Annotated in this window: 20 protein-coding genes; 7 read left to right on the top strand and 13 right to left on the bottom strand. The window is 63.2% G+C overall.

The window, feature by feature from the left end:
* Positions 1–87 precede the first annotated feature (87 nt).
* Entirely contained in the window at positions 88–1038 is a 951-nt protein-coding gene (locus BUA36_RS05860; RefSeq protein WP_072782229.1) for a 2-hydroxyacid dehydrogenase, read from the top strand.
* Here BUA36_RS05860 and BUA36_RS05855 read toward each other — a convergent pair.
* From BUA36_RS05855 to BUA36_RS05840, 4 genes are read right to left on the bottom strand one after another with little or no spacing between them, the layout of a single operon-like run.
* Entirely contained in the window at positions 1035–1796 is a 762-nt protein-coding gene (locus tag BUA36_RS05855) for a GGDEF domain-containing protein (protein WP_084560034.1), read from the bottom strand. The two genes, BUA36_RS05860 and BUA36_RS05855, sit on opposite strands and share 4 nt — an antisense overlap.
* Before the next feature lie 8 nt (positions 1797–1804).
* Positions 1805–2191, bottom strand: a complete 387-nt coding sequence (locus BUA36_RS05850; RefSeq protein ID WP_072782224.1) for a DUF1987 domain-containing protein — start codon at positions 2189–2191, stop codon at positions 1805–1807.
* A gap of 23 nt (positions 2192–2214) precedes the next feature.
* Positions 2215–2772 (bottom strand): SiaB family protein kinase, encoded by a 558-nt coding sequence (locus BUA36_RS05845; protein ID WP_072782222.1) that lies wholly within the window; start codon positions 2770–2772, stop codon positions 2215–2217.
* A gap of 12 nt (positions 2773–2784) precedes the next feature.
* Positions 2785–3987 (bottom strand): SpoIIE family protein phosphatase, encoded by a 1203-nt coding sequence (locus BUA36_RS05840; protein WP_072782220.1) that lies wholly within the window; start codon positions 3985–3987, stop codon positions 2785–2787.
* Between the two features lie 204 nt (positions 3988–4191).
* On the opposite strand from BUA36_RS05840, the gene BUA36_RS05835 reads away from it, so the two are divergent.
* From BUA36_RS05835 to BUA36_RS05825, 3 genes are all read left to right on the top strand, one after another.
* Entirely contained in the window at positions 4192–5802 is a 1611-nt protein-coding gene (locus tag BUA36_RS05835) for a methyl-accepting chemotaxis protein (protein WP_072782218.1), read from the top strand.
* A 94-nt stretch (positions 5803–5896) separates the two neighbouring features.
* Positions 5897–6211, top strand: coding sequence for an ArsR/SmtB family transcription factor (locus tag BUA36_RS05830; protein ID WP_371851419.1), 315 nt, complete (start codon positions 5897–5899; stop codon positions 6209–6211).
* Positions 6201–6701, top strand: a complete 501-nt coding sequence (locus BUA36_RS05825) for an SRPBCC family protein (protein ID WP_072782214.1) — start codon at positions 6201–6203, stop codon at positions 6699–6701. Before BUA36_RS05830 ends, BUA36_RS05825 begins: the two co-directional genes overlap by 11 nt.
* A 375-nt stretch (positions 6702–7076) precedes the next feature.
* Here BUA36_RS05825 and BUA36_RS05820 read toward each other — a convergent pair whose 3' ends face one another.
* Complete coding sequence (locus BUA36_RS05820) at positions 7077–8636, bottom strand: DUF3300 domain-containing protein (protein WP_072782212.1); 1560 nt, start codon at positions 8634–8636, stop codon at positions 7077–7079.
* A gap of 190 nt (positions 8637–8826) precedes the next feature.
* Here BUA36_RS05820 and BUA36_RS30655 point away from each other — a divergent pair, with 190 nt between their 5' ends.
* Positions 8827–8988: a hypothetical protein gene (locus BUA36_RS30655; protein ID WP_167544258.1), complete on the top strand. Its 162-nt coding sequence runs from the start codon at positions 8827–8829 to the stop codon at positions 8986–8988.
* On the opposite strand, the gene BUA36_RS05815 is transcribed toward BUA36_RS30655, so the two are convergent.
* The 4 genes from BUA36_RS05815 to BUA36_RS05800 all read right to left on the bottom strand — a co-directional run bounded on the left by BUA36_RS05815 (position 8967) and on the right by BUA36_RS05800 (position 17337).
* Positions 8967–11078 (bottom strand): TonB-dependent receptor plug domain-containing protein, encoded by a 2112-nt coding sequence (locus BUA36_RS05815; protein WP_229255628.1) that lies wholly within the window; start codon positions 11076–11078, stop codon positions 8967–8969. The two genes, BUA36_RS30655 and BUA36_RS05815, sit on opposite strands and share 22 nt — an antisense overlap.
* A gap of 47 nt (positions 11079–11125) precedes the next feature.
* The gene (locus BUA36_RS05810; protein WP_072782210.1) at positions 11126–15214 is read right to left on the bottom strand and encodes an EAL domain-containing protein; all 4089 of its coding nucleotides are present in this window, start codon (positions 15212–15214) and stop codon (positions 11126–11128) included.
* Entirely contained in the window at positions 15211–16320 is a 1110-nt protein-coding gene (locus BUA36_RS05805; RefSeq protein ID WP_072782207.1) for an ABC transporter substrate-binding protein, read from the bottom strand. Before BUA36_RS05805 ends, BUA36_RS05810 begins: the two co-directional genes overlap by 4 nt.
* Positions 16321–16422: 102 nt before the next feature.
* The gene (locus tag BUA36_RS05800; RefSeq protein ID WP_072782205.1) at positions 16423–17337 is read right to left on the bottom strand and encodes an ABC transporter substrate-binding protein; all 915 of its coding nucleotides are present in this window, start codon (positions 17335–17337) and stop codon (positions 16423–16425) included.
* Positions 17338–17446: 109 nt separating this feature from the next.
* Between BUA36_RS05800 and BUA36_RS05795 the strand changes: the two genes are divergently transcribed.
* Positions 17447–18829, top strand: a complete 1383-nt coding sequence (locus tag BUA36_RS05795) for an MATE family efflux transporter (RefSeq protein WP_072782203.1) — start codon at positions 17447–17449, stop codon at positions 18827–18829.
* Here the strand turns inward: BUA36_RS05795 and BUA36_RS05790 are convergent.
* On the bottom strand, positions 18810–19712 hold the full coding sequence (locus tag BUA36_RS05790) for a LysR family transcriptional regulator (RefSeq protein WP_072782201.1): 903 nt from the start codon (positions 19710–19712) through the stop codon (positions 18810–18812). The genes BUA36_RS05795 and BUA36_RS05790 overlap by 20 nt on opposite strands.
* Positions 19713–19815: 103 nt before the next feature.
* Between BUA36_RS05790 and BUA36_RS05785 the strand changes: the two genes are divergently transcribed.
* Positions 19816–20559, top strand: a complete 744-nt coding sequence (locus tag BUA36_RS05785; RefSeq protein ID WP_072782199.1) for an SDR family oxidoreductase — start codon at positions 19816–19818, stop codon at positions 20557–20559.
* Positions 20560–20562: 3 nt separating this feature from the next.
* Here the strand turns inward: BUA36_RS05785 and BUA36_RS05780 are convergent, their stop codons facing one another.
* The 3 genes from BUA36_RS05780 to BUA36_RS05770 form a co-directional block, all read right to left on the bottom strand.
* Positions 20563–20973, bottom strand: a complete 411-nt coding sequence (locus BUA36_RS05780) for a type 2 periplasmic-binding domain-containing protein (RefSeq protein WP_072782197.1) — start codon at positions 20971–20973, stop codon at positions 20563–20565.
* Between the two features lie 10 nt (positions 20974–20983).
* Positions 20984–22186, bottom strand: coding sequence for a hypothetical protein (locus tag BUA36_RS05775; RefSeq protein ID WP_072782195.1), 1203 nt, complete (start codon positions 22184–22186; stop codon positions 20984–20986).
* Positions 22187–22327: 141 nt separating this feature from the next.
* Positions 22328–25402: a ligand-binding sensor domain-containing diguanylate cyclase gene (locus BUA36_RS05770; protein ID WP_167544257.1), complete on the bottom strand. Its 3075-nt coding sequence runs from the start codon at positions 25400–25402 to the stop codon at positions 22328–22330.
* Positions 25403–25504 lie beyond the last annotated feature (102 nt).

Here is a 25504-nt window from a genome sequence, read left to right as displayed (position 1 = left end):
AAATGCTGACTGAAAGTCTATGACTCCCAACGGGAAATCGCCCGCGCTTGTACAATCGCCACAATGCTAACGACAGTAGGTACCTATATGAAACCTGAAGTATTAGTCATGGCCGCCAGCCCGTCCGCCGATGTCATGGCGCAGCTGGAGCAGCGGTTTGATTGCCACCATCTGTGGCAGCAGCCGCGCGAGGCGCAGGCGGCGTGGCTGCAAAACGTGGCGCCCGGTGTGCGTGGCGTGCTGACGACAGGTGCCATCGGTATCAACGCCGCGCTGCTGGCGCAGTTGCCAAAAATAGAAATCGTGGCGGTCAACGGCATCGGCACGGACGCGGTGGATCTGGCGGCAACGCGGGCGCGCGGCATCGCCGTGACCAATACCCCGGGCGTGCTGACCGACGACGTGGCCGACCTGGCGCTGACGCTGCTGCTGTCGGCGGCGCGCCGTCTGCCGGCGCTGGACTTTTATGTGCGGACTGGCGCCTGGGAAGCCGGCAAGCCGGTAGCGCCCACGCGTGCCCTGCGCGGCAAGGTATGCGGCGTGTTTGGCTTTGGCCGCATCGGCCAGGCCATCGCCGCCCGGGCGCAGGCGTTTGGCATGCAGGTTCAGTATTTCCAGCCGCGCGCGATCGACGGCGTCACGGTACCGCGTGCCGCGTCGCTGCTGGCGCTGGCGCAGGCCAGTGACTATCTGGTGGTTGCCGCTCCCGGCGGCGCGGCGACGCAGCATGCGGTGAATGCGGAAGTGTTGGCGGCATTGGGTCCACAGGGGACGCTGGTGAATATCGCGCGCGGCTCGCTGGTGGATGAGGAGGCGCTCATCACTGCGCTGCGCGGGCGCACGCTGGGCATGGCAGCGCTGGATGTCTTCGCCGATGAGCCGCGCGTGCCGGTGGCCTTGCGTGAGCTGGACAATGTGGTGCTGACGCCGCATATCGGCAGCCTGACGGTGGAAACCCGCCACGCCATGGGGCAGCTGGTGGTGGACAATCTGTCGGCGCACTTCAGCGGCAAGCCGCTGCTGACGCCCGTCGCCTAGGCTTCGGTGCTCAGGCTGACGCTGGCGGGGACGTGGGCGGTGACGGGCAGCGGCAGTTGTGAATAGACTTTCACGCAGTTGCGGCCCGCGCGCTTGGCGGCGTACAGTGCTTCGTCGGCGCGGCTGTAGGCCAGCTCGAAGCCGGTGCCTGCCGTATTCCAGCTGACACCCACGCTGGCCGTGATCTGGCGGTCGATCGGCGTGCCGAAGACCTGGTCGGCGATGGCCTCGCAGATGTGCAGCGCCACCTCGCGCGCTTCCTCGACGTCGGAGGTCGGCCAGATCACCGAGAACTCTTCGCCGCCGACGCGGCCGACTGCCACTTCCGGTCCAAGCAGGCGGCGCAAGCAGACCACCACGGTCTTGATGACGGTATCACCGGCCGGGTGGCCGAAATCGTCGTTAATCCACTTGAAGTGATCGATGTCCAGCACGATCAGCGCCATATCGCTGTGTTGCAGGCAGGCGCTGGCGGTGTCGATGACGGCGGCGCGGTTCAGGGCGCCGCTGAGCGGATCGTGGGTGGCGCGGTATTCGAGCTGCTGCGCCAGTTCGTGCAGCTGGCGGTTCATCTGGTTCATGTCGAGCTCCGCGCGGTCGCTGCGGCGGATCAGGCGCCGGCTCTCGCGCATCAGGCGCTCGTAATGAACAATCATCTCGGCCAGCGCTGCGCGGGCGTCGGCGCGTGGGTCGGCATGTGCCGCCTTGGCGTTGGCCAGGGCGGCGCTCTCCAGCGCAAACAGGTCGGCGTCGGCCATGGGTTTCATCAGTTGCTCACTGCATGGTCGTGGAAGTCGAGAGCGCCGAAATCGTCCTGCAATTCCTGGCCGAATTCGAGGATGGTGTCGTCGTCCTCGTCGTGGTACCAGTTCAGGCGTACCTGGTTGCCGGCGATGGCGGCATTGTTGAGCGCTTCAAAAAAGGTGAACAGCATCTTGGTGCTGGAGCTGTTGAAGTAGGCCAGCGAGACGTTGACGGTAATCTCTGCATCCTTGTAGCTGTCCAGATAGGCCTGCACGCGCGCGATCACCGGGCCGTAGAAGGCGGCGGCGTTCTCTGGATAGGATTCGCCCTTGATCGACAGCGTGTGCTGGTCGAAGCGGAAATCGACTTCCGGCGAGGTGGGCGAGGCGGCGATAAAAAGTGGTTCCATTGTCGTTGTTCTCAGTATTTGGTTCAGATAATCGCTTTGATGCAGAAGACCGTGGCTTCGGGGTTGTGTTCATCCTGCACAAATTCGAATTCCAGCGGCTCGCTGGCGTCGCGCGCCATGGTCAGGAAGCCCAGGCCCGCGCCCTTGCTGTCGGCCGGGGTTTCTTCACGCAGCGCTTTTTTATAGGCGGACTTGATCTCTTCCATGGTCATGCTATGCAGCGGCTCCAGGCGGCTGCGGATGCGTTCCACATTCTCGCTGTCCACCGGATTGGCGCACAGCAGGAAGAAGCTGTCGCCCTTCATGCCGATGCAGAACGAGCCGCGGCGCATCTGGTTCTCGGTCGCCGTATCCGGCGTCAGCGTGTCCGACGAGTAGTGCATGATGTTTTGCGACATTTCGACAAACGAGGAGAAGATGCGGCGGCGCGTTGGGCCTGCCGCACCGGCCGTATCGAGCCGCGCCTTGATGGTCTCTGAAATGGCGGCGACCACGTGCTGCGAGAAATAGCCCACGTAGAAAAAGATGATGTGGCGCTTGCGGGCCACTTCATAGAAATCGCTGAATTCTTTGTACAACAAATCGTGCTCCTCTTAGGGGCGGAAACAGAAAAAGGTGAGGTCGTCGCGGCGCGGCTGTTCGCCCTGCCACGTCTGGTAGTCGTCCAGCATGGCCTGGGCCACATGGCGCGCGCACTCGGTACGCGTGGCCAGCAGCACGTCGCGCATGCGGCGCTTGCCGTAGGCGATGTCCTTGGCGCCGCCGATCTGGTCGATCAGGCCGTCGGTGGTCAGGAACAGCAGGCTGCCTTCCGGAATCGGGATGACTTTATTGGTCCACTGGTAGTCCAGCGGCGAATCGACATAGCCGACGCCCATGCGTTCGCCGTCCACGGTCTGCACCGCCTGCTGGTCCGGGTCGAGCTGGAACAGCGACAGCTTGGCGCCGGCGAAGTGCAGCTGGCGCGTAGCGTTGTCGAACCACAGGAAGGCGGCATCCATGCCATCGTTGGACTCGGCCGTGCCGTGGCCTTCGACCTGGCCCAGCATGCCTTTGACGCCGCGGCTGACTTCGGCAATCAGGCGGGCCGGATCGCGCGGCCCCAGTTGCTGCAAGGCCTGGGTTAACGTCGAGGAAGAAATCAGGGTCATGAAGGCGCCCGGGACGCCGTGGCCGGTGCAGTCGGCAATCGCGGCGAACCAGCCGTCCTCGTAGCGGGCAAAGTGGTAGAAGTCGCCGCCCACCACATCGCGCGGCTGCCACTCCAGGTGGGCGTCGTCCAGCGCTTCGGACAGGGCCAGGTTGGAGGGGCGCAGCAGCGAACGCTGGATTACGCTGGCGTAGTCGATGCTGTGCATGATCTGGCGGTTTTTCTCGGCCTGCATATTGGCCACCACGTTCATGAGCTGCAGGCCGAAGCCGACGCCGGCCAGGACGCCGTCACGCGTTACGATAAATCCGTCGGCCAGCGCTTTTTCGCCCGACTCCACGGCACGGAAGGTCAGCGCTTCAATGCTCATGTTGGCATCGACGATCAGCGGTTCCTTGTCCATGAAGGCGATGCAGCTCTTCTTGCCATACAGCTCGTGATAGAAGGGCTTGGACATCTGCGACATGAAGATGTTGCGGCTGATGAGGCCGATGGGGCGGCCGGCCTCGATCACGGGCAGGCTCATCAGGTCACGGCGCTCGGTGAACAGTTCCAGGACGGCGAAATTGCTGGTATCCGACAGGACCGAAATCGTCTCGACGCACAAATCGGCGGCCACAGACAGACGAAAACGAGGCAGGTGCAAACGAGAGGCATTGAACTCCACGGCCGGAAACCCTTTATCAACACTGAGCCTTACATGCTACTGGGAAATTGTTACATCCTCATTACATCTTAACCAGAAGAAAATAGTATTGCTTAAATTGCCTTGCGGTAACATCGACGTCATATTCGGTGTGTAGATTGGTGAGTATTCGTGCAGTAGGCACTTTTCCTTAGATGAATGGCTATGAAATTCCCCCAATTGAATACGGGTATGCGTGTGGTGGCATCGTTCGCGGTGCTGTTGTTTGTGATGGCGTGCATGTCGGGCGTGTCGCTGTGGCGGCTGCAGTCGGCCAACGATACGGCGTCCAACCTGGTGCATGAGAAGCTGGCGCGGCAGCAGCTGACGTCCGAGTTGCTGGGCGTGACTGAGCTGAACGGCTTGAGGGCGATGTCGATAGGCCGCAGCGACAGCCTGGAAGTGTCGGACATCTTCCAGGCCCAGCTGACCGCCGGCGAAAAAGTCGCGGCCGAGATGGAACGCAAGCTGGCGGCCATGCCGGCTGCGGGCCAGGAAGTCGAACTGCTGCGCGCGGTGGCGGCCAGGAAGGCGGCTTTCCTGGCCATGCGCGGCGAGATGTTCAAGTTCAAGGACAGTGGCCGGGTGCAGGAAGTGGGCGAGGTGCTGGATAACCAGTGGCCCGGCGTCTTCAAGGCCTACACCGGTGCGCTGGATAAACTGCTGGCGTATCAGACGCAGCAGGCCAAGGCGCTGGCGGAACAGTCGGCCAGCCAGTTCGCGGGCAGCCGTGCCTTGCTGATCGGCCTGGGCGGAGCGACGCTGGTACTGGGCGCGGTGCTGGCCTGGCAGCTGACCCGCAGCATTGTGCGTCCGCTGACCAGAGCGGTGGAACTGGCGGAGCAGGTGGCCGGCGGTGAACTGCATGTGGCGATTGCCCATGGCCGCAGCGACGAGATCGGCCAGCTGTTCGACGCGCTGAGCCACATGACGGGCCGCCTGGCCGACACGGTGGGCCGCGTGCGCGATGGCGCGGTGGCGATCAACTCGGCTTCGCGTGAAATCGCCACGGGCAATATGGACTTGTCGCGCCGTACCGAGCACCAGGCTGGCGCGCTGGAAGAGACGGCGTCGGCGATGGAGGAATTGACTGCCGCCGTGCGCCAGAACAGCGGCAACGCGCGCCAGGCGAATCAGCTGGCGGTGTCGGCGTCCGAGGTGGCGGGCAAGGGTGGCGCCGTGGTATCGCAAGTGGTGCGGACCATGGCCAGCATCAATGATTACGCGCACAAAATCGTGGACATCACCAGCGTCATCGACGGCATCGCGTTCCAGACCAATATTCTGGCTTTGAACGCGGCGGTGGAAGCTGCACGCGCCGGCGAGCAAGGCCGTGGCTTTGCCGTGGTGGCGGGCGAAGTGCGTTCGCTGGCGCAGCGTTCTGCGGATGCGGCGAAGGAAATCAAAAAGCTCATCAACGATTCGGCGGAGCGGGTTGCCAGCGGCAGTGAGCTGGCTGAGACGGCCGGCGCGACGATGGTCGAGATCGTTGCCAGCGTGCAGAAGGTAACGACGATTATTGGCGCCATCAGCGCTGCCAGCGAAGAGCAGGAACACGGCATCGAGCAAGTGAATGCGGCCATCAGCGACATGGATGACGTCACCCAGCAGAACGCGGCGCTGGTGGAGGAAGCCGCCGCTGCGGCCGGCGCCATGCAGGCGCAGGCGCGCGAACTGGCGCAACTGGTCGGATCCTTCAAAATCGACGCAGCGCGGATTCAGCAGCTGCCGGTGCGGGTGGCCTTGCCACCAGCGGAGTTGCGCAAGGCGGCGTGAGCAGGTCGGGGCTTGGCCATAAATAGTTCGCCAAATGGGAAACTATTGTGCTATAGTTCGCCACATGGGAAACTATTCTGCATCGTTAGACGACATGTTCCACGCACTGGCTGACCCGACTCGACGGTCGGTGATTGCGCGGCTGGGCTTGGGGTCCGCTTCCATCAAGGAGCTGGCGGAGCCATTCGGCCTGGGACTGCCGTCTTTCCTGAAGCACATCAAGGTTCTTGAAAGCTGCGGTCTGATTGCATCCGAAAAGACAGGTCGGGTACGAACCTGCAAACTTAACCGCGAGAACCTGGCAGCAGCAGAACAGTGGTTCGAACAGCAGCGCGTGACCTGGCAAAGCCGATATGACAACCTCGATAACCTACTCATTACCCTGAAAGGCGAACAAGATGAAAGCTGATTTGCAATTTGACTTCGTGGTCGATAAAGAAAAGAGCACCATCACCGTCCAGCGCGAGTTTGCCGCCGGGCGGCAGCTGGTGTGGGATTGCTATACGAAGAGCGAGCTGCTGGACCGTTGGTTTGCGCCGAAACCGCTGACCACGAAAACCAAGTCCATGGAGTTCCGCGAAGGCGGTCATTGGCATTACGCGATGGTTGAACCGAATGGCCAGGAATACTGGGGACGTCTGGATTATCAGACCATACAGCCGATTGACCGTTACACGGCGCTGGATGGATTTTCCGATGCCAGCGGAGCGCTGAATCCTGATCTGCCGCGGTCGACCTGGAGTGTCACGTTCTCGGACAAGGCAGACCATACCGTGGTCGAGACAGTGGTTGCCTATGCCTCGCCCGAAGCGATCCAGCAAGTCATTGACATGGGAATGAAGGACGGCATGACGTCAACCCTGGAGCGCCTGGACGAGTTGCTGCTGGCGTTGAATTAAACCGGCGGTGCGGTGGCATGCTTCGCCACCGCTGATATTAGCGTAAGCGTTGCAAGTGGCGGAACATGGTGGCGGCATTGAAGTCGTTCCCGCGCTCGGAGAGAACGGACACGGATACAGCGTGTACACCACTTTGGCAATGGCTTCAGCATTGCTGGCCTGGGCCTGCGATAGCCGCGCAATCACGGCGGCCTTGATGATGGGCAGCGTGACAGCGGCGCCTGCTGGGCGGAGGCGCTGCCGCAAACACAAAGCAATAGCAGAACAAAGGGGTTGATCAGGCGTTGCATCGTGATTGTGAAAAAGAAAATTCTTACTCTATCACTGTTGCCCCGCCGGTAAAGCAGATGCTTTGCTATATTGCCAATCTGCAATTTAACCGTGATGTTCGTGAGGGTGTTTGTTGTCTTCGTGCTTTTCTGGCGCGGGCTTGGCTGGCGCTGGCGGCGCGGAATGCGGCCGCTCGTTGTGCATGGCGAGCATGTCCGGACGCGCTGGATGCGGCTGAGAATGTTCAGGCGGCTTCGCGTCATGGCTCGCAGCGGGAGGATGCGGCTGGTTCGCCTCTACGTGCTGGGCCATTTGTGGCATGTTGTGCTGGGCGGCATTGCTGTGTTGCTGCGGCTCGGCGGCATGTTCGTGGACTGGGTTGACAGCAGGTGGCGGGCTTTTCGGCACCGGCATTTGCTGGGCGACGTGTTGCTGCGGCTGCTGTGGCTGCAGGTGCAGATCATGGCGGGGCAACGGCGGCGCGGCTTGCGCGCTATGCGACGGCGGTGCGGTCCGAACGGCAGGTGGCGCTGCCGGCTGGACCTGCTGAGGTGCGGCCGCCATGCGGACGGGCGGCGGCGGTGCTACTGCTGTCGCATGCGGGCCTGGTTCCATATCGCGATGATTGAAGTGCGGCATGCTCATCGGCCCGGCTGGGCGTGGCGGCGCCTGGTTGATGACGTTGTTGGTAATGCGGTAGTTATTGACGTGATTCACCACGGTGACGGACTTTGATATATACGTGGCGTTGTTGTACACCACGGCTGGGCGATGCCAGCCGCCATCTTGGTCATAATGGCCAGGATGCGGCGCACCCCAGTTGACGCCCCACGCATGCCAGCCGTTGTCGTGATGATGGTCGATGGCGGCGCCGACCAGCACGCCGACACCAAATGAAAGCAGCCCGGTCGTCACCAGGTTTTCACTGCTATAAGCCGGCTGCTGCCGCACCCAGCCCGGATAAACCGCCACCGGTTCGCCATACACGACCGTGGGATTGTATTGCGGCACGTAGACCACATCCGGCTGCGCCGGTTCAATCACGATGGTCTGCGGTGGTGGCGGTATCACTGCCGGACCGGCATAGGCCAACGGCTCCGCCGCAGATGGCGCGTAGTCCGGCGGCGGCGCCTGGCGCACGGTGGTCGATACCCGCAGCTGCGGCGAGTTCTTCAGGTTGCCCGCCTGCTGGGCGCGCAGCCGCATCGCCTGTATGGCGTTCATCACATCATTGGGATCGTTCACATAGGCTTCGCCCAGCGACCTGGTCCATTGGGGATTGCCAGCCATCTGGTTCAGTACGCCAGGGAAGGCGGTCAGCGACTTCACGCTGACGTCCCACGGCTGCGCGGCTTCTGCATTTTGCAGCGCGTCACCTTTCAGGGCCGGATTCTGCGCCAGCCACTGGTTGGCGGCGGTAATTTGTTCGGGGTAGGTGGCGCCCGCCAGCACCTGGGCTACCAGCTTGTCGGGGAACAGCGCAATCGGCGCCACCATCTGCGACAGTTGCTCGGCGGTGGGCGGCGTGTAGGGGGCAGCGGCTGGCGCTGCCGCGATATTCTGTTGCGGCGTGTCCGCAGGCTTGTTGCATCCGGCAATCGTCAGCAGGCTCAGTATCAGGGTCGAGGAAATTGCTGTTCTTAAATTTTGTGGTTGAACGGGCATGATGAGCTTCCTTCTTCGCTAAGTTTGGAAGCAGATTAACAACTCGCCGCTGATAAAGCTGTTACCTGTTGTAACGTGCGCGGGGTCGGCAAAGCCCCATTAGCTGTGCAAAGGCACGGCTATTTTCTGGATGAACCGGTATGGGAGGGGCGCATGATGAAGCGGTCGTAATGGATTGAGTGAGGCCATCATGGAGCCGCCCCGGACACAAACTACCCATCCCAGCAAAGAGGCGGTACGCCGCCTGTTGCAGCAGCGCCGTGATGCACACACGCCGCCGCCCACGCCCGAACGCATACGCGAAGAACTGGGCTGGCGGCTGCTGAAGCACTACAACTTGTACGAAGCCTGAAGCGATACGGTGCGCGGGGCCATCGGCAGGTCGTAAGGCAGCGTCAGGCCGGGCGCCGGGCTGGGCTCGCGCACGTCGGTGTTGAACAGGTTACGTAGCGCCAGCGCGAAGTTCCACTGGTTGCGGCCATTGCGTGTGGCCAGCGTCAGGTCCAGCGTGGTGTAGTCGCTCAGATTGGTGCGGGCGTCGCCGAACGCACGCTTGCGGCCGGCCACCCAGTTGACTTGCGCGCCGGCCTGATAACCGCTGGTGAACGCCCAGTCGGCGCGGCCAAACAGGTGGTTATGCGGCGCGTAGCCGGCATCGGTGTGATTGGTTTCGTCAGTCGAGCGCTGGAAGGCATAGTTGCCCGACAGGCGCAGATCGCGCGTCACCGTCCAGCTGGACTCCAGCTCGATGCCATGGCCCGTCTGGTCGCCGGTGTTTTTGTAGGTCGAACCGGTGCCGGTCATCGCGTTGGGCACGGTGCGGATGATGTCCTTCATCTTGTAGCGGTAGAAGGTCAGGTTCACAGTCGCATCGGTGCGTGCCTGCCAGGCGAAGGACAGCTCGGTGGTGGCGTTCTTCTCGGGCTTGAGGTTGGGATTGCCCAGCACGACCGGGTTGGTGATGCCATAGCTTTCGGCAAATGCTGGCGCGCGGAAGGCACGGCCGTACAGCAGCTTGGCGGTCAGGTCAAAGCTGGCGTCCCACACCAGTGCCAGGCGCGGATTGGTGGTGCCGCCAAAGTCCGAGTAGTGATCGTGCCGCACGCCGGCGGTGAGATTCCAGTCCGGTGCGAAGCTCCATTCATCCTGCAGATACACGTAGTCGATCTTGCGGCGCTGCGGGCGCAGGAACGGCGTGGTGTAAGTGGTTTCAATCACGGCCGGCAGCGGAATCGGCGTGCCGTTGCTGGCGTAATTGAAGTTGCGGAATTCGCGCGTGCGGTACAGGTCGATATCGTCGTGGCCCAGGCCGACACGCAGGTGGTGGTTGCGCACGCCGCTGTAGTCCGCATAGCCGGACAGGCGATAGGTGCGTTCCCATGTCTCGGGCGCGCCGATCATCCCGTTCGGGAATGGGCCGGTGGGGAAGGCCAGGCCGGGCGGCAGCAGGTTGTACCGCGTCGGCATCTCCTGCGAGTACTGCTGGGTGCTCAGGCTCGCGCCCAGTCCCAGGTCGCGCGTCACTTGTGGTTCGGCCCAGCTCAGGCTTGAGGTTACGCGTTCGCTTTGCTGGCGGCCGACCGGATCGAGCGCCGATGAAATGCCCGCGCCGCTGCCCATGTCGTAGCGGCGCTTGTAGCCGAAGCGCGCGCGCCAGGCGCCGTAGATCAGGTCCAGATTGGCGTCGACTGCCTTGTACTCGGTGTTGAGCTGTCCCGGCGCCAGGCTGGCTTTGGTGCCGAATATTTTGTCGTTACGGGTTTGCGCATCGGCCTCGATGGTCTCGCGGATGCCGTCGGTCTGGCCGACGCGCAGATAGGCCGCGACGTCGATGGCGCCCAGCTTGCCGCCATGCTGTACCCAGCCATCGTAGGTCGACAGCGAGCCGGCGCGCACGCCGATCTCGGTGCCGGCCGCCTCGCTCGGCCCTTTGGTGATGATGTTGATGACGCCCGAATAAGCGTCCGAACCATACAGCGCCGAACCGGGGCCGCGAATGATTTCGATACGCGCGATATGCTCAACCGGATAGCCGGCCCAGATATTGCCCTTGTTGCCGATGTAGGCGGTGGTAATCGGCACGCCGTTCTGCAGCATCAGGATCTGCGGCGTATAGGCGCTGACGATGCCGCGCACCACATACAGCGGCGAATAGCTGTTGGGCGTGCGGTTGACGTGGATGCCAGGGACGCTTTCCAGTACCTGGTCGAGATCGGTCGCACCCATTGCGGCGATGTCCGCAGCGGTAATCACGGTGGCCACGGCGGGCGCGCGGCGCAAGGCCTGTAGATTGCCGGTGGCAATGCTGACACTATCGCCCGCGCCGTAGACCAGCGCCAGTTCGTCTTCGTCCGCGACCGGGCTGGCGAAGGCGGCGTTCAGCGCCAAGCTGAGTGCCGCAGACACGCACAGCTTGAGCTGTCGCTGGTGGGCGCTCAACACTTTCAAGATGCAATCTCCCTAGTTGTTTTTTTGATTCTATCCTGAATTCAGCAGCTTGACGATGGAAGTGTTGTAGCCATGTCTATAGTTCTTCTCACAAGTTCAGCAAACTGGTCTGCCGGAATCGCGGGGCTCAGGTGATAACCCTGCATCAGGTCACATTCGCGGCCCGCCAGGAACGCCAGCTGCTCGGCGGTTTCCACACCTTCGGCCACCACTTCAAGGCGCAGGCTGTGCGCCAGCGCGATGATGGCGCTGACGATGGCTGCATCGTCGGCGTCCTGCGGCAGGTCGTACACGAATGAGCGGTCGATCTTGATGATATCGACCGGGAAGCGCTTCAAGTAGGACAGCGAGGAATAGCCGGTGCCGAAATCGTCGATCGACAGGCGCACACCAAGCTCGCGCAGGCGATGCAGCGCGGCCAGCGTGTCCTGCGCATTTTCCATCAGCGTGCTTTCGGTGATCTCCAGTTCCAGCAGGTGCGGCGGCAGGCCGGTGTCCGCCAGCACCGCTTCCACCGACGCAGCGAAGTCTTTTTGCAGCAGCTGGCGCACCGACAGGTTGACCGCCACGCGCAGCTCCGGCAGGCCGTTGCGCATGAACTGGCGCAGTTGCGTGCAGGCGGTACGCAGCACCCAGTCGCCCAACTGGTTGATGATGCCGGTTTCCTCGGCCAGCGGAATGAAGTCCGCCGGCGGTATCATGCCGCGCGTCGGATGGCGCCAGCGCACCAGCGCTTCCATGCCGATAATGCGGCCGCTGCTCAGGCAGGCCTGCGGCTGGTAATAGACTTCCAGCTGGTGCTGCTGTTCCATGGCGCGGCGCAAATCGCTTTCCAGCCGCACGTGCTCGGAGATCGAGTGCTCCATTGACGATTCATAGAACTGGAAGCCGGTGTTGGTGCGCTTGGCGCGGTACATGGCGCTGTCCGCATGCTTGACCAGCGTGGCGACGTCGCCGCCGTCATGCGGGAACATGGCGATGCCGACGCTGGCGGTGACAAAAATCTCGTGGCCGTCGATGGGGAAGGGCACGGACAATGCGCGTACGATGTTGTGTGCGGCGCTGGCGGCCGATGCCGGGCTGTCCAGCTCATTGAGCACCACGGTGAATTCGTCGCCGCCCAGGCGCGCCACGGCATCGGCCGAACGCACGGTCTGGCGCACACGCTGCGCCACGCCTTGCAGCAGGCGGTCGCCGATTGCGTGGCCCAGGTTGTCGTTGACGTATTTGAAGCGGTCCAGGTCCATGAACAGCACCGCTACTTGCTGGCCTGCGCTGCGCGCGTGGTCGATGCTCTTGTCCAGCAGCTCGAAGAACAGCGTGCGGTTGGGCAGGTTGGTCAGCACGTCGTTATAGGCCAGGTGGCGGATGCGCTTCTCCGCGCGGTTGGCTTCGATGATGCGGCGTACGCGTTGCGACAGCACCGCGTAGTGGATCGGCTTGGGAATGTAGTCGCTGGCGCCGGCCGCGAATGCGCGTTCCACCGACGAGTTGTCCTGCAGCGCGGTGATCATCAGCACCGGAATGTCGGCGCCGTTGGGCAGCTCCTGCATGCGCGCGCAGGCGGTGAAGCCGTCCATCACGGGCATCATGGCGTCCATCAGGATGACGTCCGGCTGGAAGCGCGTCAGCATCGCCAGCGCCTGCTGGCCGTCGGAGGCTTCCTCCACGCGGAAGCCGTCGCGTTGCAGTGTGTGGCGCAGGGTGCTGCGAGTGCTGCGGTCGTCGTCCACCACCAGCACCTGCGGGGTGTCGTCGCTCAGATGCAGGTCGTCGCCGTCAGTGCTGTCCAGCTCTGCGCGCAGGAAGGCGGCCAGCGACCGATACTGCTCGTTCAATGGCGCCAGCAGCGGCTCGATGCGCTCCGGCTGGTTGGCGGCAGCGAATTGCTCCGCCTGCAGCGCCAGTTGCGCCAGCGTCTCCGCGCCGAAGTTGCCCGATGATCCCTTGAGTGCGTGGGCGCGGTTGCGGGCGGTGTTCATGTCACCGGCGCGCACTGCCAGCGTCAGTTCTTCCAGGCACACGGGGGTGTCTTCCAGATAGGGCATGACTGCGTGCGGCAGCGACTCGCCCAGCACTTCGCGCAGCTTGTCGAAGACTTCCAGGTCGACCGGTGCATTGCCGGCGGCGCGCGAGGTGTGGCTGGCGGCAGCCGTGGTGTGACTGGCGGCGCTGTGGGTGACGGCGCCCGGATGATCGCCTTGCGGCAGCCATTTCTCCAGCTTGTGGCGCAGTTCGACCAGCGTGATGGGTTTGGCCAGATAGTCGTCCATGCCGGCGGCCAGGCATTTTTCTGCATCGCCGATCTGGGTGTTGGCAGTCATGGCCACCAGCGGCGTGCGGCGGCCCAGCGCCAGTTCGGCCAGGCGGATGTGGGCGGTGGCTTCGTAGCCGTCCATCTCCGGCATGCTGCAATCCATGAGGATCAGGTCGAAGCGCTCGCGCTGGGCGGCACGCACGGCTTCCACGCCATCGGCGGCAAACTCGCACACGCAGCCGTTCATGGCCAGCATGCCGGCTGCCACCATCTGGTTGGTGCGGTTGTCTTCGGCCACCAGCACGCGGAACTGGCGCGCAGGCGCGGTGCGCGGCGCTGCATGCAGCACGGTGGCAGGCAACTCTGGCGCCAGCGGTACGCCGGCGGGCTGGCATGGAATCGCGAAGGTGAACGCGGTGCCGCTGCCGGCCACGCTCTGCACGCCGATCTGGCCGCCCAGCAGTTCCACCAGCTGCTTGCAGATGGCCAGGCCGAGGCCCGTGCCGCCGAAGCGGCGGGTAGTGGTGGGATCCGGCTGCACGAAGGCTTCAAACAGCTGGCGCTGGACGTCGGCGCTCATGCCGATGCCGCTGTCGCGCACTTCGAACGTCAGCATCGGTGCGTCGGCGCCGGACTGCGTGACGTTGATGGTCACTTGTCCGCATTCGGTGAACTTGACGGCATTGCCGGTCAGGTTGATGAGGATCTGGCGGATGCGCAAGGCGTCGCTCAGGATGCGGTCTGGTACGCCGGGAGCGACGGCCCAGCTGACGCCTACGCCTTTCTGCTGCGCCGGCCGGCCGACCAGTTCGACCACTTCCGCCAGCAGCGTCGCCAGGCTGAATTCGGTCTCCTCCAGTTTCAGTTTGCCCGCTTCCATCTTGGAGAAGTCGAGGATGTTGTTAATCAGCGCGATCAGCGTGCGCGACGAATTCCAGGCGACGTCGACAAACTCCTGCTGGCGCTGGGTGAGGCGGGTTTCCTTGAGCATGTCCAGCATGCCGACCACGCCGTTCAGCGGCGTGCGGACTTCATGGCTCACGGTGGCGGCGAATTGCGCCTTCATCTGCGCCATGTTGACGGCGGCGTCGCGCGATTCCTTGAGCTCCGCTTCGCGCTGTTCCAGCACGTTCATCATCTGATTAAAGGCCTGGCCCATTTCGATCAGGTCGCGCGGGCCGGCGGGATCGGCGCGCATGCCGGATTCGCCCTGTTCCGCGCGGCGCATCAGGCGCGACAGCGCGTTGAGGGGATTCAGCATATGGCGCGTCAGCACCCGCGCCAGCACCAGCAGGATCACGGCAAACGACAGCGTCAGGCCCAGATTCCCCAGCAGCAGGGACCAGGTCAGGTTTTGCAGCGTGGCCTTGGACAGCTGCACATGCACATAACCCAGCAACTGCTGCTGGTGTTCCTGCAGTTCAAACGGCGACGCTTCCGACTGGCCACCGTAGACCGGCGCCACAAACACCCAGCCATCGGCCGTCTCGCCCACCATGGCCGCATGCGACGGCGGCATGGCGCTGAATAGCGCCGCATCGAGCCTGGCATTACCTTGTACGCGCGACAGCAGCACCTTGCGGCGCGCATCCATGATCTGCAAACCGGCGACATCGGGAAAGGCCAGGGTGGCGTTGACCACGTCGCGCGCATTCTCGGCGGAGTGGAACAGCAGCGCGAGCGTGCTTTGGCGGGCCAGGTTGTCGGCGATGCGCTGGCCCTGGCCTATGAAGTGGTCGCGCATGCGGGAGTTGGCTTCCCAGGCATTCATCAGCGCGGAAAACACGGCCAGGCCCAGGATCGCGGCCGACACGATGATGGTCAGCTGTTGCTGGAAGCCGGTACGGCGCAGGAATTGTCGGATGGTGTTCATGGCTGTGGGTACACGAAGTCAAAACTGCGCTGTTGCAAGGCACCCAGATTCAGGCCGATATGGCTGGCGGTACGAAGATTGATGGCGGTCTGCAGTTCGCGCAGCGGCACCAGCGGGCGGCGGCGCACGTCGCCGGCGATCACGCCCATGGCGGATGCGGCCAGCGTGCGGCCCAGCTCCACGTTATCGGGCAGCATGGCAAACAGCGCGCCTTTCTTCACGTGCAGCACATTGCTGGAGAACAGCGGCAGGTTGCTGTTCCAGGATTCCTTGAGCACCAGCGGCAGGATGGTGCTTTCTTCGACAGTGGTGCTGTCATGCGGCAGCCAGATGGCGTCGTGGCGGTTGTCGGCGCTGGCGATGAGCTGGCTATACAGTTTGGCTGCGCTGGCCAGATCCGCCGCCACGTAGGCCGACAGTTCGAGGTTCTGCGCCTTCGCCGCCTCGCGCGCCAGCTTGATGAGCCAGTCGGATTTCTGCGGGTTGTAGACTACGATGATGCGGCGCAACTCCGGCAGCAGCAGGCGCAGGCGCGAGAACAGCATGGCCGGATCGGGCGTCATGCTGATGCCCGTGACGTTTTCCGACTCCGACAGCAGCAGCACGCCGCCGGCCAGCACCGAGATCTCGCGGTCAAGGCCAGCCGTGGCGCTGAGACCCTGGCGGCCCAGCGCGATCACCACTTTGGTGCCGCTGCGTTTGAGCGTGTTGTTGAGGTCAGTCGTATCGACATGGGGATCGACCGGGTAGGCGCGCACCCTGAGCTTGATGCGGTCCTCGATGCCCTGGATCATGGCCAGAAAGGCCGAGCGGAACGGCTCTTCCACATTCGGATACACCACGGCGATGCTGCCTTTGCCCAGCGAGGCTTGCAGCTCGGGGCGGCGCAGCTGGTCTTCCAGCTGGGCCAGCGTGACGGGACGCACGTCCGGACGCAGCGGCGCCGCGACGGTGACGATGTCCATGGGTTCAATCAGCATGCCGGTGTCGGCAGCGGCTGTGGCGACCGCGGCGCTGGACTGCAAGGCGCCGCCGCTCGCCTGTAGGGCGCCGGCCGAGCTCAGCAGCACTACGGCGGCAAACAGGGCGTTTATTATCTTTTTCATCACGGCGATCGTTACCGCATCGACAGGCAGACGGCGCCGTTAAGATGCTTTCATAGTATAAGTCGAGTCTTTGCTAAAACGGAAAGAAATTTAGCCACCCGTCTACGGCTGGGGGTAGATGGCGTCGAAGTTCCGTTGTTGGCTTACGACAAGATTCAAGCCCAGGTGGCTGGCGGTGCGCGTGTTGAGGGCGGTACGTACCGCGCGCAGCGGCGTGACCTCGCGCCGGACGGTTTCGCCGTTCTGCATGGACAGCGCCAGCGCGGCCAGATCGCGCCCCAGTTGCTGGTTATTGGGATACATCCCGAACAGCACGCCTTTCTTCACATGCAGCACGCTGCTGGAAAACACCGGCAGGGAACGTGTCCAGGATTCTTTCAACACCAGCGGCAGGATGGTGTTTTCATCCACGGTGACGGCATCCTGCGGCAGCCATAATGCATCGCGGCAGCCGTCGGCGCTGGCCAGCTGGGTTTCGTAGATGCGCGCGGCGCTGGCCAGGTTGGCGGCTTCCAGCGCGGTCAGCTCCAGTCCCTGGGTGCGCGCGGCGTCCTGCGCAATGCGTATCAGCGCGGCGTTGGTCTGCGGGTTATAGACGACAATGACACGGCGGACGCCAGGCAGCAGGCCTTTGAGCGTGGCAAACAGCAGCGCCGGATCGGGCGTCAGACTGATGCCCGTGTAGCGCTCGGCGTCGGTGCTGCCGCCGATGCCGCCAACCACGATGGCCGGCGCGGGTTCCAGCGCACTGGCGGCCCTCAGGCCTTGCCGTCCCAGCGCGATGACGACCCTGGCGGCGTTGCCGCGCAATTCGGCCGCATCGCTGTTGGCGGCCAGCGGCACGGTGTGGGCACGGGCTTTGGATTGCTCTTCTATGCCTTGAATAATCTCCGCAAACACCGCGCGATATGGTTCGCCGATCTCCGGATACAACACGGTCAATGACTGTGCGGCCGCGTTGCTGCTGAGCAGCAGCAGGGTGGACGCGCAGACGAGAAAGCGATGGTTCAATGGCATGTCGAAAGTCTAACGGCTAGCCGGATAGTTTTCTCAAATACTATTAGTGAAAGCGCTTCCACTTGGTATAAAGTAGAGCTAATTGGCAACACTTCTACTGACCGCTCCCATGTCCGCCTCCCCAACACCGGTACGCACGCCACCCATGTTTAACCTTGCGTGGCCATTGCTGGTCGAACTGGGATTGGGGATAGCGGCCAGCGTGATCGGCACCGCGCTGGCTTCGCGCATTTCGGATGAAAATGGCGGCGCGTTTGCGATCGCCAGCCAGGTGTCGGCGACGCTGTTCATTTTGTTCCGGATTATTGGCGCGGGCGTCAGCGTGGTGGTGACGCAGAATCTGGGCGGCGGCCAGCGCGCGGCGGCCGACAAGGTGGCGCGCGCCGTGGTTGGCGCCAGCACCTGGCTGGGCGTTGTCACGGCGCTGATGGCGCTGCTGGGCGCCCACGGCCTGCTGCATTTGCTGAACGCGCCCGTACAAGTGCTGCCGATCGCCGCGCCATTCCTGATGGCGCTGGCGCCCGCGATGCTGCTCGACGCGTGGAATGCGTCCATGGCCAGTGTGATGCGCGCGCATCTGCGGACGCGCGATACACTGGTGGTGCTGGTCATCATGCACATCTCGCATTTGCTGCTGGCGATTCCGCTGATGTACGGCTGGGGGCCGCTGCCTACCATGGGCTTGCCCGGCTATGCACTGGCGCTGGCGGTCAGCCGCGCCATCGGCCTGGTCCTGCACCTGCTGATGTGGCGCGCGCATCTGGGCATTACGCTGTCGCGCGGGGACTGGTGGCAGCTGCCGCGCCGCGAACTGGCGGCGGTGCTGCATATCGGCTTGCCCGGTGCGGCGGAGAACATTGCCTGGCGGCTGGCGTTCATGGTCAGCGTGGCCACGGCGGCGGAACTGGGCGCCAAGGCGCTGGCGACGCAGGCCTATGTGCTGCAACTGATGGGCGGCGTGATGATGTTCAGTATCGCCACCGGCCTGGCGGTGGAAATCGTGGTGGGCTATCTGATTGGCGCCGGCCATTTGCGCGAGGCGCACCGCGTGGTCAAGCGCGCGCTGGCGCGTGGGCTGGTGGTGTGCGTGACGATCGCTGCTGCGGCGGCGCTGATGGGGAACTGGCTGCTGGGCTGGTTCACCCAGGACCACGAAATTCTGGCGGCGGGCGCCACGCTGCTGTGGATTACGGTGCTGCTGGAGCCGGGCCGCACCTTCAATCTGGTGGTAATCAACGCCTTGCGGGCTGCGGGCGACGCGCGCTTCCCGGTGATGGCCGGGGCATTCTCGATGCTGTTCGTACTGGCCGGCGGTAGCTGGCTGCTGGGCGTGGTGCTGGGATGGGGCCTGCCTGGCGTGTGGATCGCTTACGCCGCCGACGAGTGGATACGGGGTCTCATCATGTGGCGGCGCTGGCAGACCCACGCCTGGGTGCCGCATGCACGCACCTCGCGCAAGCGGCTGCGTCCCGCTATTGTGGTGGAAGGCTGAAGCGCTCTGCGATCCAGTCGATGAACACGCGCAGCCGGTTGCTCATGTGGCGGTTGGGCGGATAGACCACATAGAACGGGTAGGGCGGCGACTGCCAGTTTTTGAGTACCGGCACCAGCGCTCCGCTGGCGATATAAGGATCGGCCAGGTAATCAAAGGTCTGGATGATGCCAAGTCCCGCCAGCGCCGCTTCGAAGTGGGCGTTGCTCTCGTTGATGCCGACCGCATGGCGCGCGCGTATCTCCAGCCGTTCGCCGTTTTTCGTGAAGTGTACCGGCAAGGCCCGCCCCGTGCGGGCGGACAGATAGCTGACCACCAGGTGGCCGCTTTCCAGATCATGCGGATGTTTGGGCACGCCGTGCCGCTTGAGGTAGTCGGGCGAGGCGCATGTCACAAACGCCGCCTTGCCGATCTGCCGCGCGACCATTGACTGGTCGGTGATCGCGCCGCCGCGTATCACGCAGTCGACATTATCGCTGATGAGATCCACCGGGCGGTCGCTGACGCCCAGGTCCAGCTGTATGCCCGGATACTTCGCCATGAACTCGGGCAGCGCCGGCACGATGATGCGGGTGGCGACCGAGGAGCCGGTGTCCACCCGCAGATGGCCGCGCGGCGTGCCGTGGGCCGCGCCAAAGCTGGCATCGATATCACGCAGGTCCTTGATGAAGCGCGTCGCCTTGTCGTAGTAGGCGGCGCCGTCGGGCGTGACGGTGACGCGGCGTGTCGTGCGTTGCAGCAGCTTGACGCCCAGATGCGTCTCGAGTGACTGCACCAGCTTGGTCACGGTGGCCTTCGGCATTTGCAGCGAATCCGCAGCCTTGGTGAAGGTGCCGGCTTCCACCACGCGGGCGAAGGTTCGCATTGCCAGTAATTGATCCATTATTGTGCATGTATGGGAATAATGAATTCATTATAGCCATATTTATCAATTAATCGTTACGCCTTAAAGTGTGTTCACTCAACTCACTTTTAAGGAGCAGATCATGAAATTAGCAGGCAAAACAGCGTTGGTTACCGGTGGCACCTCCGGCATTGGTCTGGCGACCGCACAGGAGTTTGCGCGCCAGGGCGCCAAGGTGTTTATCACTGGCCGTCGTCAGGCCGAGCTGGATGCGGCAGTCGAGGCAATTGGCCACGGCGTGGTCGGCATGCGTGCCGACAGTGCCGACCTGGCTGACCTGGATCGCGTATATGCGGAAATTGCCCAGCGCTCCGGCCAGCTCGATGTGCTGTTCGCCAATGCGGGCGGCGGCGATATGCTGCCGCTGGGCGCGATCACGGAAGAGCATTTTGACCGCATCTTCGGCACCAATGTGCGTGGCGTGGTGTTCACGGTGCAGAAGGCTTTGCCGCTGCTGAAAGACGGCGCGTCCATTATCCTGACCGGTTCGACGGTGTCGATCCAGGGCACGGAGAATTTCAGTGTCTACAGCGCCAGCAAGGCAGCGGTGCGTAACTTTGCGCGCTCATGGCTGCTGGATCTGAAAGCACGCCGCATCCGTGTCAACGTGGTGAGTCCCGGACCGATTGCCACGCCAGGCCTGGCAGGGCTGGTGCCGGTGGAGCAGAAAGACGGCCTGTATGGCCATCTGGCGAGCCTGGTGCCGATGGGGCGCCTGGGCGAACCGGCGGAAATCGCGAAAAGCGTCTTGTTCCTCGCCACCGACGACAGCAGCTTCGTGAACGGCATTGAGCTGTTTGTCGACGGCGGCGCGGCGCAGATCTGACGCTTACTGCACGGTGAGGATGACTTTGACCGAGTCATCCACCGCGGACTTCTCGATATAGCCGATGGCGCTGGGGTCCGCCGCCACGGCTTTTTTCACCTCGGCGCTGGAGCCATACTCCTTGGGCGCCGTGGCTTTACCGGTGAACACCAGCTTGGACCAGATGGCCTTGACCTGGGTGGTGTCCTTGTCCAGCACCTTCTTGTAAAACTCGTTGCGCAGCGGGCCGTCGCTGTGTTCGACCGGTGTAAACAGCGTGGATTTACCAAGGAAGAACTGCGCCGCCTGTTCGCTGAACATGCGCGTGGCAGGATTCTTGGGATTCACGATCACCACAATTTCAGCTGCGAACACAGGGGCGGCAGCCAGCCATACGCCAGCCGCCAGCAGCAGCTTGCCGATAGTCTTGTGCATGGCATTCTCCTTAGAAGACAAAATCGATGCCTGCGGCATAAACGTTGACGGTGCTACCGGCAAAGCCAGGTTTGGCGTTGACGAAGTAGCCGCTGCCATCGCGCGTCTTGATACGGTCCATCTGTATCTTGAAGGCGGCCGATTTGTAGAAGTCCCAGCGCAGACCGATGGCGTTGGTCGATTGCAGGCCTGACTTGATGGCGCCATTGACGGCGGCACTCAGCGGCGCCAGCGGGCCGGTGGTCGGCAGCGTCTCGAAGCTGCGGCGGCTGTCCTGCTTGACGTCGCCGTGCATGTAGTAGGGCACGAACTTGCCGTAGCGGTAGCCCAGCATGATGTACCACGAACTGGTGTCCTGCACCAGGCGCGTATCGGTCTTGCGCTTGGCGTATTCGGCCTGGCCGATGATGTTGTTGTAGTCCATGCTGATGCCGGCCGAATTGAACGTGCCCTTGATGTCGGTCAGCGGCAGTTCAGCCACCACATTGTTCAGCCCCAGGCTTTTGGCCGTGTTGACCAGCGTGGTCAGGCTGGCGTTGTCATAGATGCCGAAGGTGGCGCGCGAATGGCCGAGGCGATAGGTGAAAGGACCGTTCTCCAGCGATACCTGGGTCGAGATCACCGGTTTGAATTCGACGTAGTAGTTGCCTGGCGAGCGCACCTTGGTGCGGCCAATCGCGGCCTGCGCAGTCAGCGTGCTGTCGCCAAAACTGTGCTGGTAGATGATGTCGCCGCCGTCCGCATTGTCAGCCGTGACCTGGCGGTACACCTCGTTGGGCGGGCGCAGCATGGTGTTGGCGTAGCCGACGTTGCGTACGTCGGAAATCATGTACACCGGCAGACCAATACGGCCCACGCGGATGGAGAATTCGTCGTTCAGCTTGAACTTGGCGAAGGCCCAGGCCAGCTCGGCGCCGAACTGGTCGTTGTTGCCGTTCTTGCGTACCAGGCCCTGCGCAGTGAAGGAGATGGTATCGCTCAACTTGGCGGTGGCCTGGATGCCGAGGTTGGAATCGACGCCAGCGCGGGCGTCTTTGCCGGCACCGGAGGTCTGGTTGACGCGATTGAATTCGGCCTGGTCGCTGTTGGTCATGGTCAGCGCGCCGGTGCCGAAGCCGCTGACGGTGATGGGAATGCCTTCCTGGGCATGGCTGTTGAAGGCCAATGTGCCGAGAACGGCTAAGGTGGTGATGGCGAGCGCGGGTTGCTTCATCGTGTCTACCCTCCTGATTTGTCGTTGTGGTACTGCTTTTTCAGTATGGGTGTTTTCACGGGAAATGTCACAAATGCGTTGTGTAGTGGCAACGGAATCCGCGATGTGAACGCTACCATGTGATGCAAACGGCAAGCTTACCTAAAGGGCATCCGCGATATTCACTGTGGAATGCGAAGATCCAGCCTGAGCTTGCATGACACAATTTCGTCCCGCATGCTTGGCCCTGTACAGGGCCTGGTCCGCCGCTTCCAGCAGCAGCGCCGGCGTCTGGTCTTCCGAGGGAATAACGGAGGCGACACCGATGCTGACCGTGACGCAGCCGGCCGGCGCATGGGCGTGCGGCAGCTTGAGCGCCTGTAGCGCGGCGCGGATTTTCTCCGCCATGTCCGCTGCCTGGCTGGCGCTGTTCAGCGGTGCGATGAAGGCGAATTCCTCGCCGCCGTAGCGGGCCGCGAGGTCGGTGGCGCGGTGTACGCCTTCATCGAGCACGCGCGCCACTTGGCGCAGGCAGGTATCGCCAGCCTGGTGGCCATAGTTGTCGTTGTAGAGCTTGAAGCAATCGACGTCAATCATGGCCAGCGCAAGCGGTTCGCCGGCACGCTGGGCGCGCCGCCATTCGCGTGCCAGCGCCTCGTCAAAGCTGCGGCGGTTCGCCAGGCCGGTAAGGCCATCCGTGGCGGACAGGGCGGTCAGCTTGCGGTTGGATTCCTGCAGTTCCTGCGTCCGTTTGGCCACCAGCGCTTCCAGCCGCCTGGCGCGCCGTGTCAGTGCCTGCACACGTAAGCGGTACAGCATCACCACGCTCGCCGACAGTAGCAAAACTGTACCGGTACGGAACCACCATGTGCTCCAGAACGGCGGCGTCACAGTGATGGGCAGGACCAGCTCTTCGCTCTGCATGCCTTTGTTGGTGTAGGCGCGCAGGTGGAAGCGGTAGCTGCCGGGATCGAGGTTGGTATAGGTGGCCACGGGCTGGGTGGCGTCTGCGCGCATCCATTGGCCATCAAAACCTTCCATCCAGTAGGCATAGGTGTTGCGCTTGGGCGCCGCGTAATGCAGGTTGGCGAATTCCAGCGTCAGCACGGCGGCGCTCCACGGAATGGTCAGCGCGCGCGGCGCCATTACCGCGCCTTCCAGTATCACGTCCTTGGGGCGCATGCCGTTGCTCAGCGATTTGTCGTATATGCGGATATCGCTGATGGCGGCTTGCGGTACGGTCGGTGTGCGTAGGGGCAGTTCGGGATAGACGGCGGTAATGCCGGTGGTGCCGCCGAAATACAGCTTGCCGTCGCTGGCCCGCGCCGACGAGCCCTGGTACAAGCCATCGGTCAGACCGTCGTCGGCGGAGTAATGGGTGAAGTGGCCGGTGCTGGGGGCCAGCCGCGAGAGTCCGCGTACGGTGCTGACCCATAAGATTCCGGCGGTATCGCTTTCTATCGATTCGATCAGGATGGGGCCGGGATCGCCTGGTCCGGTGTACTGGCGGAACTCCGGTACACCGTCGCTGCCGGGCACCATGCGGTTCAATCCGTGCGTGGTGCCGATCCAGATGGTGCCGTACATGTCTTCGTACAGGCAGGTGATCTTGTCGCTGCTGATACTGCGCGGTTGGCCTGGGTCGTGGCGGAAGTGCCGGAAGCGGCCGTCGCTGCCGTTCATCATATCGAGCCCGGTGCCGCGGAAGAAATCGCCCACCCAGACGCGGCCCTGCGAGTCCTCCAGCACGGCACTGGCCTCGCTGACACTGCGGCTGTGGGGATCGTTGTCGTCATGGACGTAGCGGCGCATGCCGCCAGTGTCCGTTTCGTAGCGTATCAGGCTGGCCCCGGTACCCAGCCAGAGCACCTTGCCGCGGCCGGGCGCCATGGTGTTGACGAAGTTGTCGGCCGGCGTTTCGAAGCGGATTGAAGTAAACCGTTCGCTGCCCGGAGCGAGCCGGTTCAGGCCTTTGGAGGTGCCGACCCACAGCGGGCCGTCGGGCTGGTGGTAAAGGCTGTAGACCGAATTGTGGTTGAGCGAACCCGCTTGGCCGGGGTTCGCTGTGTAGCGCCGTACGATGCGCTTTTGCGCCGGATCGAACAGCACCAGGCCATCATCGACACCGAGCCAGATCTGGCCATCCCGGCCCGCCGCCAGGCTGCGCACGAAATTACTGGACGGGAAGCTATCCGGCGCCACGTCGCGCGGGATGATGCGCTCCAGCCCGTAGTTACCGAGATTGGCACGCGAGACACCGTCGGTGAAGCTGCCTACCCAGAGCGTGCCGTGACGGTCTTCCATCACGGTGTTGACCGCGTTGCTGGGCAGGCTGCGGTTGTCTTCGGCGTGATGGTTGTAGGTCTGGGTTTGCTGCAGATCGCGGGTCCAGCGTATCAGGCCTTCAGTGCGGGTGCTGACCCACACGTTGCCATGGCTGTCGATATTGATGTTGTTGATGCGCCCATGGGGACCTGTGAGCTGCCGGCGGTCGCTCCATGGCGCGCCATGCTGCCACAGCACGAGGCCCAAGTCCGTGCCCATCCACAGCCGGCCATCCTGATCGAAGCGCATGGCGCGGACATCGTTCAACTTGGGATCGGGATTTTGTTCGCTGTCCAGCCGCAGGTGTGCGAATCCTTTTGCACCGGGCGCCAGGTAGCTCAAGCCGCCCGGCCAGGTGGCGGCCCATAAACCGCCGGCCGGGTCCAGGGCAATGGCGTTGACGTCGTTGTAAGCCAGGGCGTCTTTCTGTGCCGGGTCGGCCTGATAGAGCTTGAAGCTGCCGGTGGCGATATCAAAGTGCTGCAGCCCGCCCCAGGTGGCGACCCACAGGCCTTTGGCGCCGTCGCCGATGATGCGGCGGATGATGCGCGTGTTGCGCTGCTTCGAATCGGGATGAAAACGCGTGAAGCTGTTGGCCTCCGGGTCGAAGCGCGCCAGGCCTTCGTCGGTGCCGACCCAGATGCGGCCCTGGCTATCGCTGTGCAGTGCGCTGACACGGCCGCCCGGCAAGCTGGCAGGGTTGGCCGGGTCGTTGGTGTAGCGCGTGGCGCGCCGCCCGTCGTAGCGGAACAAGCCGCCTTCTATGGTGCCAATCCAGATATAGCCCTGGCGGTCCTGAAGCAGCGAGATAATGGACTGGCTGTCCGACCCCAGCGACTCGATCGCTTCAAAGGTCAGCGGCAGTCTGGCCGGTTCGGCTGCGCCGCATGGCGCGAGCAGGGAAGCCAGCAAAATACAGCATAGTGAATATGGCTTCAGTCGCATCGATGTAGAGACATTTGGTGACAATTATGCGCTGGGTTGAATATCAGCGCGCCGCCAGCAAACGTCAAT

Origin of the sequence: Duganella sacchari, assembly GCF_900143065.1 — a bacterium.
GTDB lineage: Bacteria > Pseudomonadota > Gammaproteobacteria > Burkholderiales > Burkholderiaceae_D > Rugamonas > Rugamonas sacchari.
The sequence above is the reverse complement of the archived record's forward strand: the minus strand, read 5'-3'. Positions and strand labels throughout refer to the sequence as shown.

What these genes read in the sequence shown, in the direction of transcription:
- BUA36_RS05860 (WP_072782229.1), top strand. Translation starts at nt 88, where the DNA reads ATGAAACCTGAAGTATTAGTCATGGCCGCCAGCCCGTCCGCCGATGTC.
- BUA36_RS05855 (WP_084560034.1), bottom strand. Translation starts at nt 1,796, where the DNA reads ATGGCCGACGCCGACCTGTTTGCGCTGGAGAGCGCCGCCCTGGCCAAC.
- BUA36_RS05850 (WP_072782224.1), bottom strand. Translation starts at nt 2,191, where the DNA reads ATGGAACCACTTTTTATCGCCGCCTCGCCCACCTCGCCGGAAGTCGAT.
- BUA36_RS05835 (WP_072782218.1), top strand. Translation starts at nt 4,192, where the DNA reads ATGAAATTCCCCCAATTGAATACGGGTATGCGTGTGGTGGCATCGTTC.
- BUA36_RS05830 (WP_371851419.1), top strand. Translation starts at nt 5,897, where the DNA reads ATGTTCCACGCACTGGCTGACCCGACTCGACGGTCGGTGATTGCGCGG.
- BUA36_RS05825 (WP_072782214.1), top strand. Translation starts at nt 6,201, where the DNA reads ATGAAAGCTGATTTGCAATTTGACTTCGTGGTCGATAAAGAAAAGAGC.
- BUA36_RS05820 (WP_072782212.1), bottom strand. Translation starts at nt 8,636, where the DNA reads ATGCCCGTTCAACCACAAAATTTAAGAACAGCAATTTCCTCGACCCTG.
- BUA36_RS30655 (WP_167544258.1), top strand. Translation starts at nt 8,827, where the DNA reads ATGGAGCCGCCCCGGACACAAACTACCCATCCCAGCAAAGAGGCGGTA.
- BUA36_RS05810 (WP_072782210.1), bottom strand. Translation starts at nt 15,214, where the DNA reads ATGAACACCATCCGACAATTCCTGCGCCGTACCGGCTTCCAGCAACAG.
- BUA36_RS05805 (WP_072782207.1), bottom strand. Translation starts at nt 16,320, where the DNA reads ATGAAAAAGATAATAAACGCCCTGTTTGCCGCCGTAGTGCTGCTGAGC.
- BUA36_RS05800 (WP_072782205.1), bottom strand. Translation starts at nt 17,337, where the DNA reads ATGCCATTGAACCATCGCTTTCTCGTCTGCGCGTCCACCCTGCTGCTG.
- BUA36_RS05795 (WP_072782203.1), top strand. Translation starts at nt 17,447, where the DNA reads ATGTCCGCCTCCCCAACACCGGTACGCACGCCACCCATGTTTAACCTT.
- BUA36_RS05790 (WP_072782201.1), bottom strand. Translation starts at nt 19,712, where the DNA reads ATGGATCAATTACTGGCAATGCGAACCTTCGCCCGCGTGGTGGAAGCC.
- BUA36_RS05785 (WP_072782199.1), top strand. Translation starts at nt 19,816, where the DNA reads ATGAAATTAGCAGGCAAAACAGCGTTGGTTACCGGTGGCACCTCCGGC.
- BUA36_RS05780 (WP_072782197.1), bottom strand. Translation starts at nt 20,973, where the DNA reads ATGCACAAGACTATCGGCAAGCTGCTGCTGGCGGCTGGCGTATGGCTG.
- BUA36_RS05775 (WP_072782195.1), bottom strand. Translation starts at nt 22,186, where the DNA reads ATGAAGCAACCCGCGCTCGCCATCACCACCTTAGCCGTTCTCGGCACA.